Source organism: Flammeovirga sp. AWQ4_249 (genome assembly GCF_056161045.1).
Window position 1 is genome coordinate 253926 of record NZ_JBSWYJ010000003.1, and the last position, 9992, is coordinate 263917.

Sequence of the window (9992 nt, forward strand, 5' to 3'; positions counted from 1 at the left end):
AACACTAACACAATTATTATTTACAACAACAGTATGAAACAGAAATTACTATTATGGAGTGTTACACTTCTCCTACTTTCTTTAGAATCTATTGCACAAATCGTCCCAGTTGGACAAGGAAGTTATACCAAAACTTTCCCGGGGCCTGCTGTACAAGGACGTAGAGAGCAACCTAGAGGTTTGGGTTTTGGCACAACTGCAACGCCTAAAATTTCAGACAATTTGCAAGGAAAACCAATCCCTACGAATGATTGGTGGTCGACTTTACTTTGGACCACTTACAATAGTTCTTCGCATGGATGGGGCTTCTATGCTTATCCTTTAGCGTATCGTTCAAGACCTGATGGTTTGGCCATTGAGTACACTGTTCCAATTTCTAGCCAACGTAACTACAAACAGCCAATGTCGGAAGTGTTTCCAATCGTGGTTGGTGTAGAAGGATTAGGGACTTCTGAATCATTGGTGGATGACTTTTCGGATTGGACAGTGACTGCTGGCTGGTTAGAAGGTAATCATCATTTCAAAGCAACTATCGGTATGGCAATGCCTTTTACTTACTTTGAGAAAGCGCCTAGTGAAGTGGCTAAAGTGAAGTTAAACTTCCCATCTCCTGTGACGGTACAAGGCAATATTTTGATTATTGAAGACAATTATAATGGTGCCGACTATGCTGTATTTGGTCCTGAGGGATCTACTTGGACACAATCGGGCAATGCTTATACTTCTGATTTCAATGGTAAAACGTATTGGAGTATCGCTCATCTTCCTGAAGGTGTAAACATTCAAACGGCAGTCAATGAAATGAAGAAATATGCATATGTATTCCCTGTCAATACTTCTGTGGATTGGTCATACAATGAAAGCAATTCGGTGATGACCACCAATTTTAATGTAGAAGTAGACGTCAAGGAAGGTACAGAAAATCAGGTTTTATTGGGGTTATTACCGCATCAATGGGAACATTTACCTTCGGAAGCACCTACATTGCATCCTTACAGTTATACCTCTGTAAGAGGTGATATTAAGGCAATGGCGGCTAATTCTTTTCAGATTGAACATGGGTTCCAAGGGATTTTACCAACACTTCCGAATTTAGGCAAGTACAGTGATTCTTATTCTCAATCAGAACTCTACAAAATGGTGGATGATGCCAGTGGTGGTTCATTAGCATCTTACACTGACTCATACAATGATGGCAAGAAGATGAATCGTCTAGCTCAATTGGCGCATATCGCTGATCAATTAGGAAATGAAACAGCAAAAGAAAAGTTAGTTAATACCGTTAGAGAGCGTATTGAAGATTGGTTATCTGCTGAACAAGGTGAGACAGATTTTATCATGTATTATGATGAAACTTGGAAAGCGATGTTAGGATACCCTGCCGGTCATGGTCAAGATTACAACTTAAACGATCATCACTTCCACTGGGGATACTTTGTACATATGGCGGCAATGATCGAGCAATACCAACCGGGTTGGGCAGAACAATGGGGTGATATGGTCAACTTACTGGTCCGTGATGCCAACTCTTATGATGCCAATGATCCTTTATTCCCATATTTAAGAAACTTCAGTCCGTATGCAGGGCACTCTTGGGCGAATGGTTCCTCTACAGATCCAAATGGTAATGATCAAGAGTCTAGTTCCGAAAGTATGCAATTCCACTCCGCTTTAATTCACTGGGGTGAAGTGACAGGCAACAAAGAAATCAGAGATTTAGGAATCTATTTATATACAACAGAATTATCAGCCATTGAGGAATATTGGTGGGATGTCAACGACAATACCTTCCAACCTGAATTAGGCTATGAAGCAGTGTCAAGAATTTGGGGTGCAGGATATGATGCTGAAACATTCTGGACCTTGGATATTGGACCGATGTGGGGCATCAACTTCCTTCCTATTCATGGTGGATCATTGTACTTAGGATACCGTCCTGAATTGGTTCAGAAGTTATGGGATGACATCACTGCGAATACAGGTATATTAAACAGAGAACAAAACCCTAATATTTGGTACGATATCTATTGGATGTATTTATCATTTACTGATCCTGAAAAAGCACTAGATTACTTTGAAGGATATCCTGATTATTCCATTGAATTTGGGGAATCAAAAGCACATACCTACTATTGGTTACACAATATGGTTGCTTTGGGACAAGTTGATGTGACGATTACGGCTGATCATCCTATTGCAAGTGTATTCAGCAAAAATGGAAATAAAACGTATGTAGCTCATAACTATTCTGATCAAACAATTTATGTCAACTTCTCAGACGGTTATCAGTTAGAAGTACCAGCAAGACAAACGGCAACCAGTAAGGATGTTCCATTGGATGTAACGATGACAAGCCCTTCTAATGGTCAGAAATTCCCTTCGGAAGCAAGCATTACTTTACAAGCCAATGTCGAAAGAGGTACACCTGATAAAGTAGAATTTTATGATGGAGAAACGTTATTAGGTACAGCAACAACGGCTCCGTATAGCCTTACTTTAGACAATGTTCCTGATTATGTTTACAACTACAATGCAAGAGCATTTTTAGGAGGAGATTATAAACAATCAAAATATGCAACGGTACAAGTTGGTTTGGGGATTCCACAAGATCCTTACAGCGGTTTTCCTGCTACAATTCCTGGTCAGTTGTATTCAGGTCAATATGATATTGGAGGACAAAATGTGGCATATTATGATGTAACGCCTTACAATGAAGGCGATGCAAGACAAGAAGATTATGTAGACGTATCAGCTTCTCAATCAGAAGGACTTTCAGTAGGTTGGATAGATAAAAACGAATGGTTAGAATACACTGTCAATGCCAATGAAACAGGCATGTATGATGTAGAATTTAGAGTAGCATCAGGACTTAATGAAGGAGGCGGTCCATTGCATTTGGAAGTCGATGAAGTGACATTGGGTACTCCAGCTTCGATCAATTATACAGGTGATTGGGGAGCATGGCAAAGTGTTTATATTCGAGATATTCCCATTCAGCAAGGAGAACATATTATACGTTTAGTCGCTGATGGCGGAGGATTTAATCTAGGCCGTTTTACCTTTACAAGAACAGGTGATATTGCCGATCAAGAATCCCCTTCTACTCCTCAAAACTTAGTTACAACAGCCAAAGAAATCGATCAAATTTCCATTGCATGGGATGCTTCTACAGATAATATTGGGATAACAGGTTATCAAGTCTCATTAAACAATGTAGTGGTGGCAACAGTCAATCAATTGAATTATACTTTCTCTGGATTAAACGACAATACGACTTACACAATCGGTGTTGCAGCAGTAGATGGAAGTAATAATATTTCTTCTTCAACAACTATTTCAGAGACCACATTACCGATTATCATTGATAATGAAGCTCCTTCAGCAATCTCTAATTTAAGTACTCTAAATATTGGTTTATCTTCTGCTGAATTATCATGGAATGCAGCCACTGACAATATCGGTGTTGCTGGCTATCGAATTCTTTCAGAAGGTACTCTTTTAGCGACAACCTCTAATTCAACTACAGTTTTAAGTGGTTTATCAGCAGACACTGATTATACAATAGAAGTGATTGCTTTTGATGCTTCCAATAATACATCAGAAAGTGTAAGTACTTCTTTTACAACCTTAGCGGATACAGAAGCACCTACATTTACAGCTCCTGTCACATTGGTAGAAAGTGGACAAGATTTCTTGACGGTAGCATGGAATTCAGCCAATGATAATGTAAGCGTTGCAGGGTATTCAGTGTATGTTGATGGAACGTTTGCAGGAAGTACTGTGGATACGCAATTTAATATCCCAGGCTTAACGGTTGAGACAAGCTATACTATCAGCATCACAGCAGAAGATTTTAGTGGAAACGTTTCTAATGCTATTGAAAATACATTCTCTACATTGCCAGAACAATTAATCTGTGAAGGTGGACCCGAATCAGGGGATTACACTTATGAAGTAGCCAATGAAAATAATGCTCCTACCATCACTTTTGTTCCGGGTAGAACAGGTGTAGGTAATTCTGTGATCATCTTATATTATAAAGTAAATAATGCGGATCGTGGTGGACATATCGTTACGCCAAATACACCTTATGGAATTAGTGCAACAGAAAATGATGAGATTGAATTCTATTTCACTTACAATGTTCCTGAAGGAGGTGAAAGAAATACGGCGGCTAATCCACATCAAGTAACACTGGGTGAATGTGGTGGAAGTAGTGGAGAAACCCCAGATACGGAAGCGCCAACGATCCCTTCTAACCTCACAGCAAGCAATATCACAACCTCTTCATTTGATCTAAATTGGAATGCTTCATCAGACAATGAAGGTGTAGAATACTACGAAATTTATCTTAACGGTACTTTAAATTCAACAACAACTATTACTCAAACTAACTTACTTTCACTGACTGAAAATACTAATTATACTGTTGGTATTATCGCTAAAGATGCGGCAGGTAATGCATCATTATCTGCCAGCATTTCAGTGACTACGTTAGCCGAAGACAATGGCGGTGGAGATAGTAGTATTTGTGGAGGTACAGATCTTAATGGAGATTATACTTATGAAGTGACAGCCAACAACGGAAAGACGTTTATTACTTTTAGTCCTTCAAGAGCAGGTGTAGCCAATTCAACATTGATTGTCTATTATGCAGGAAGTGAAGGTGAAGGTCATCCAGGTTATTTTATGAGCACTGATACTCCTTATGAAACCAACATTAATGCAGGCGATGATATTCATTTCTATTTCACTTATAATATTCCAGAAGGAGGTGAAAGAAACACTGCAAACAATGCTCACTTAGAAAACACTGGAAATTGTGAAGGTGGCGGAGATAATTCGAATCAAGACACAGTTGCTCCTAATGCTCCATCTAACTTATCTGCTAGTAATGTAACAACAAATAGTTTTACCACTACATGGAATGCTTCAACAGATAATGTAGGTGTTACAGGATATGATGTCTTTTTGAATGGTAATTTTGTAAGTACAATCAATACAACATCTTATGCATTTTCTGGTCTTCAAGATGATACACAATACCAAGTAGTTGTTACCGCAAAAGATGCGGCAGGCAATACAAATTCAGCATCAATGTTAGTCACTACTGATACAGAAATCATCAATAATGGTGATAATATTTGTGACGGTGAAGCAGGCTTTACTACTTCAGGTACAACAGATTATTTCTACACAGTAAACTATGAAGGAAATGATGTCATCATTGGTTTTGAACCGCAAAGAAGTGGTGTCGGTAATACATTGAGGTTAGCCATTATTAATGGAGCTGGATATCATATGAATGATGATGGAGATGGTACATATTCGTATAGAATTTCAAATACAAATGCTGTGAATTTCTACTTCGTGTATAACGTACCGGAAGGTGGAGAAAGAAACGGAAGTACTAATATGCATTCATGTGCTAACAGTAATGCAAGAACAATTGCGTTGGAGGATGAATTAAAAGAATTAGAAATCAACCTCTACCCTAACCCAGCACATAACAGTCTTCACTTATCAATTCCGAATACAGTTACAGATTCAGAGTTTACTGTTAGAATCATTAACCTAGGTTCAGGACAAATAAAAGAAGAACGTGTTCAAAAGAGTAATTTCTCAACATTTGACATTCACAACTATAGTTCTGGTATGTATGCCATTGAAGTACAAAGTGTACATTATAAAACAGTTAAAAAGTGGATTAAGCAATAAGCTAAAACCTATTTTTCAGATTCAGCCTCGGTGTAATGACCGGGGCTGATGATGAAATTCCTTACTATTTCTCTTTAAATAAATATAGTGCTGATTGTGGGCCGTGAGACACGATGAATCGTGCCTCTACAATGGTAGCTTTTCAATCATAGGTATCCCCCCCCCCCCGTAGAGACTCGATTTATCGCGTCTAACGAGCCATTTACTGAACTATTAATCCTTCCTACCTGTGAATAATTGTAAAAAGAGCATGTAAAATGTTTATTTAGTTAATGTTTTCAATCTAACTCCTTAATTTTGTAGAACTTTATTGATGGCTAACCGTAATTAGACCTTGATAATTCTATTATTTATTTAATAGTTGAAAAGGTTTTATAACCTTTAGTATATGTATTTAATTTTCGAAATATTTTACATTTGCTTCCTCGTCATTTGCTATTTTGTCCTAAGGAGAAGAGATAAAGAACTAAGAGTTGAAGTGTTTACCTTTGGGTTCATTTTTATGAATTTAGTGGTGGTCAACTATGTGCTTTTAGGTTTAATTATCGAATACTTTGGATTTGATTTCTCTGAACTATTATTGGCGATTATCTTCTCAGTCCTCCCTATTTTACTTTCTGCCCTCTTTTGTTATCTCCTTTGGCAGTTGTATTCTTTCATTTTAAAGAAGGTAAAAAAATTACGTTAGCTCAAAATTAGAAATCGTAATTATACCATAAATTCATAACATTTTACTGCAAAGGTAATAGCATTATGATTACCTTGCGGCTCAATTTGTTTATGAGCTATGGAAGAGAGAATAAGAAAAACAATAACAAGACAATTTAAGGCTATCTTTCCCAACACGTTGAATGCAAACAACACGCTGTTTGGTGGAGAAGCTATGAAGTGGATGGACGAAGTAGCTTACATTACAGCCACAAGATTCACAAGACAACGTATGTTTACGTTGAAAACAGAAGATATCAAATTCCTTAAAGCGGTATCTCCTAATACAATTGTGGAAGTTGTGGGCAAAGTTGAAAAAGCTGACCCTGTCAAATTAAGAGTCATTCTTGAAATGTATGCTGAAGATATGTATTCAGATACCAAAGAAAAGGTTATGGAAAGTGTATTTATTTTCGTTGCTTTAAATGAAAATAATAAACCTATACGTATTGACTACAGTCGATTTGAAAAAGAAGAACTAGTACTTGAATATGTATAATTAATAGATAACTAAAAAAGCCAACATAGATATTAAATTTATGTTGGCTTTTTGCTTTAATATGAATCTTATAGTTCACCTTTTTCTTTGGCTTTCATAGCTTTCATCAGTTTTGGACTAGGAAGAATCATCATAAGATTAATTCCCAATTGCCATTTATTATTTTCTAATACATCAGGTCTGATCGCATTATAATTTCCTACTACACTAAGATTGATTGGCAATTTCCCTCCAACTTTGAAAAGTTGACCTACACCTAATCCAAATGGTACTAACCATTTCTTATCTCCTGGAATTGCTTCATTGTACAACAACAATGGAGAAGAAATAATTTGAAAACCACTTTTGAAATTATACGAAAGCATATATTGAATCAAGGCTGTGTTTACTTCATCGCCCCCTACACCCCATGACGGTGAAGCAGAAATTAATCCCATAAACCCTTTATTTTTGTATACACCTAAAAATGCAAATCCAACTCCCCAATTGTCGTCCCCATAAATTTTATTTTCATAGGTATTTGTATTGAATAATATTGAAGGTCCTAAACCTAGAACCACCTCGCTGTTTGTGCCGACTTTAATCGGTTTTTGACCTGTGAAAATTCCTTGATATTGTAAATTTCCTAAAGCAGTCTCCTTTAAAGCATCTGATGGATTTCTAGTATCTACAGGTAGTAAAACCCTATTGACCATTCTTATTTTTTCTCCAAGTGAACTTGGTACCAATGCATTTATATATAGTGTATTTGAGTTACGATTACTAAAATTTACTACATCTTGGAAAAATACTTTATAAGCATTAGCCATAGGGTTATTGGCTATTTGAGCTAACTTCTGTTTCTCTTCTGCTGACATTTCATCTTGTCCATAAGTAGCAATTGATGAAAAGAGCAATACAATTAATACTAGTTTCTGAATCATATTCTTGAAAATAGAAAGAAAATAATTTTTAATAAAAAGTTACTATTAGGTGTTATATATCTTCTTTTTATATAAACAAAAAACTTTATGCATTCTCTAAAAAACATATCAAAGCCCCCATTTTTTTATGTATTTAAATATTTACATATCAATTCACTTGCATTTTGAAAGTATTTGCTTACATTTGAATACTTGCATTTCACAAGTGAATTAAAATTAACTAAAAAATCATTCTAAAAAGTACTCTTATGGAAACTCTTCAAATCAATTTAGATCACTTAAAAAAAGACTCATGGTCAGACGCAGAACTAGGTAATGCGAGCATTGTAGTGGACTTCATTCAAAATATAATGAACAACCATAATTTTGATTATATCAAAGAGAAATATGGAAGTAATCCCTACAAGCAACACAATCAAAGTATGACAGATGGTCTAGATGGAGTATTGAAAGTGGTATCAGATTTTGCTAAAAAGTATCCTGATTATCAATATGATGTCAAACATATGTATGTAGATGGTGATCATGTAACGGTTCATTCTCATGCAACTAACAATAAGAAAGATCGTGGTAACCCTAAGCGAGGACTAAACATTATTGATGTTTGGAAAGTAGAAGATGGAAAAATTGTAGAACATTGGGATGCCGTTCAACCTATTAATGGTTTTATGCGATTTTTCTTCTGGATGGTAGGTGGAAAATTTATGAATAGTAATACCTATTTTTAATATTCAAATAGAAAAATCTTAGATGAAAGTTTGCAATTGTAGAGGCACGATTCATCTTGTACTTCTAAGTTAGTACACGATGAATCGTACCTCTATAGAGATATCTTGAATATTTAATGAGAAGCTTTTAAATTGCAAGCTTTCTAACTTCTAATTATATAATTATGAGATCTGCTTGTCCTGTTAGTTTTGCACTTGATTTTTTTGGAGATAAATGGACTTTACTGATCATTCGAGATATGATCTTTGATAGGAAACGTTTCTATAAAGAATTCCAGAATTCAGGTGAAGGTATTGCGACCAATATTCTTTCTGATCGACTTAAAAAATTGGAGCAAAACGGGATTATCATTTCGAGAGTGTATGAACAAAAAAAAACACAGAAAGAATACTTTTTAACCGAAAAAGGAAAAGCATTACTTCCCGTGTTATTAGAAATGATGGTATGGTCTTATGATTATAATAATGACCTCAATATCCCTGCTGATTTTGTAGAAAAGATCAAGAATAATCGTGATGCTGTTTTACTTTATTTTGAAGAAAAATTAGCTTGATTAATAATAAGCAATTTCTCTTTCTTCATAAGACCTGGGCACTAAAGTAGGTTGATTATTGAGCAACTTTTTTTCTTTAGAAAGCCTCACTACCCAATTCCCAAAATCGTCATATTCTACATAATCATATTCGATGATTTTGTCTTCATACCAAGTTTTTATGACGTTTTGGATGGGATAGCCGTCTTCATTGTAGACGGTTTTTTGAAGGGAATTATCCTTTTCATTTTTGTTGATGGCTTGATCTAAAATCTTTCGACCTGCTTCATCATACATGTAGATATAAACACCTTCTTCTTGATTATTTTCATTAAAATAAGTCTTTTTTAATTCCCTCCCTTGTGTATCATTTTCACAAGTGATTCGACCGATCAACTTATTCTTTCCATCCAATGCTTTCATTTCAATAAAGAAGCCATTGGAATCATAATAAGAGTATCTTTTTTGTTCTAAAAGACCTCCCTGTCCATAGACTATTGCCTCTATTTCTCTGTTATTTTCATCGTATTTGTAATAAAATCTTCGAACGACTTTATTATTATAATAATCGACCTCCTCTTGCAATAATCCTTTCTCACAATATTTTCTTTCGACTTCATTGGAGTAACCTCCAATCGATTTAATTAGGTTTCCTTTTTTATCAAATACTTCTTCCAACCGTGAAGCTTGAGGTCCTTTGATGAGTTGACCATTTTGATCATCTGCTAAATAGTTTTTTGTGGTTACCGACTTGATATTACCTTTTAGATTCAATGCAGATAAATCGTTGTCTGTTTCAGTTTCTTTGGGTTGACAACTGAATAAAATAAAAAGAAAGGAGATTAAATAAGTAGTTTTCATAGTAGCAACAATTATGGGTTAA

At 35.6% G+C, this 9992-nt stretch carries 6 protein-coding genes; 4 read left to right on the forward strand and 2 right to left on the reverse strand.

Annotation, left to right across the window (positions count from 1 at the left end; genetic code table 11):
- The first annotated feature begins 33 nt into the window (after positions 1 to 33).
- Both ACXAHM_RS04635 and ACXAHM_RS04640 read left to right on the forward strand, forming a co-directional pair.
- Positions 34 to 5718 (forward strand): glycosyl hydrolase, encoded by a 5685-nt coding sequence (locus ACXAHM_RS04635; protein WP_474959238.1) that lies wholly within the window; start codon positions 34 to 36, stop codon positions 5716 to 5718.
- Between the two features lie 787 nt (positions 5719 to 6505).
- On the forward strand, positions 6506 to 6925 hold the full coding sequence (locus ACXAHM_RS04640) for an acyl-CoA thioesterase (RefSeq protein ID WP_474959239.1): 420 nt from the start codon (positions 6506 to 6508) through the stop codon (positions 6923 to 6925).
- Between the two features lie 68 nt (positions 6926 to 6993).
- Here ACXAHM_RS04640 and ACXAHM_RS04645 read toward each other — a convergent pair whose 3' ends face one another.
- On the reverse strand, positions 6994 to 7848 hold the full coding sequence (locus ACXAHM_RS04645) for a hypothetical protein (protein ID WP_474959240.1): 855 nt from the start codon (positions 7846 to 7848) through the stop codon (positions 6994 to 6996).
- Positions 7849 to 8096: 248 nt separating this feature from the next.
- Between ACXAHM_RS04645 and ACXAHM_RS04650 the strand changes: the two genes are divergently transcribed.
- Together ACXAHM_RS04650 and ACXAHM_RS04655 are read left to right on the forward strand one after the other, a co-directional pair.
- The gene (locus tag ACXAHM_RS04650) at positions 8097 to 8576 is read left to right on the forward strand and encodes a nuclear transport factor 2 family protein (protein WP_474959241.1); all 480 of its coding nucleotides are present in this window, start codon (positions 8097 to 8099) and stop codon (positions 8574 to 8576) included.
- 164 nt (positions 8577 to 8740) lie between these two features.
- The gene (locus tag ACXAHM_RS04655; RefSeq protein WP_474959242.1) at positions 8741 to 9130 is read left to right on the forward strand and encodes a winged helix-turn-helix transcriptional regulator; all 390 of its coding nucleotides are present in this window, start codon (positions 8741 to 8743) and stop codon (positions 9128 to 9130) included.
- Here ACXAHM_RS04655 and ACXAHM_RS04660 read toward each other — a convergent pair whose 3' ends face one another.
- Positions 9131 to 9970, reverse strand: a complete 840-nt coding sequence (locus ACXAHM_RS04660; RefSeq protein WP_474959243.1) for a hypothetical protein — start codon at positions 9968 to 9970, stop codon at positions 9131 to 9133.
- Positions 9971 to 9992 lie beyond the last annotated feature (22 nt).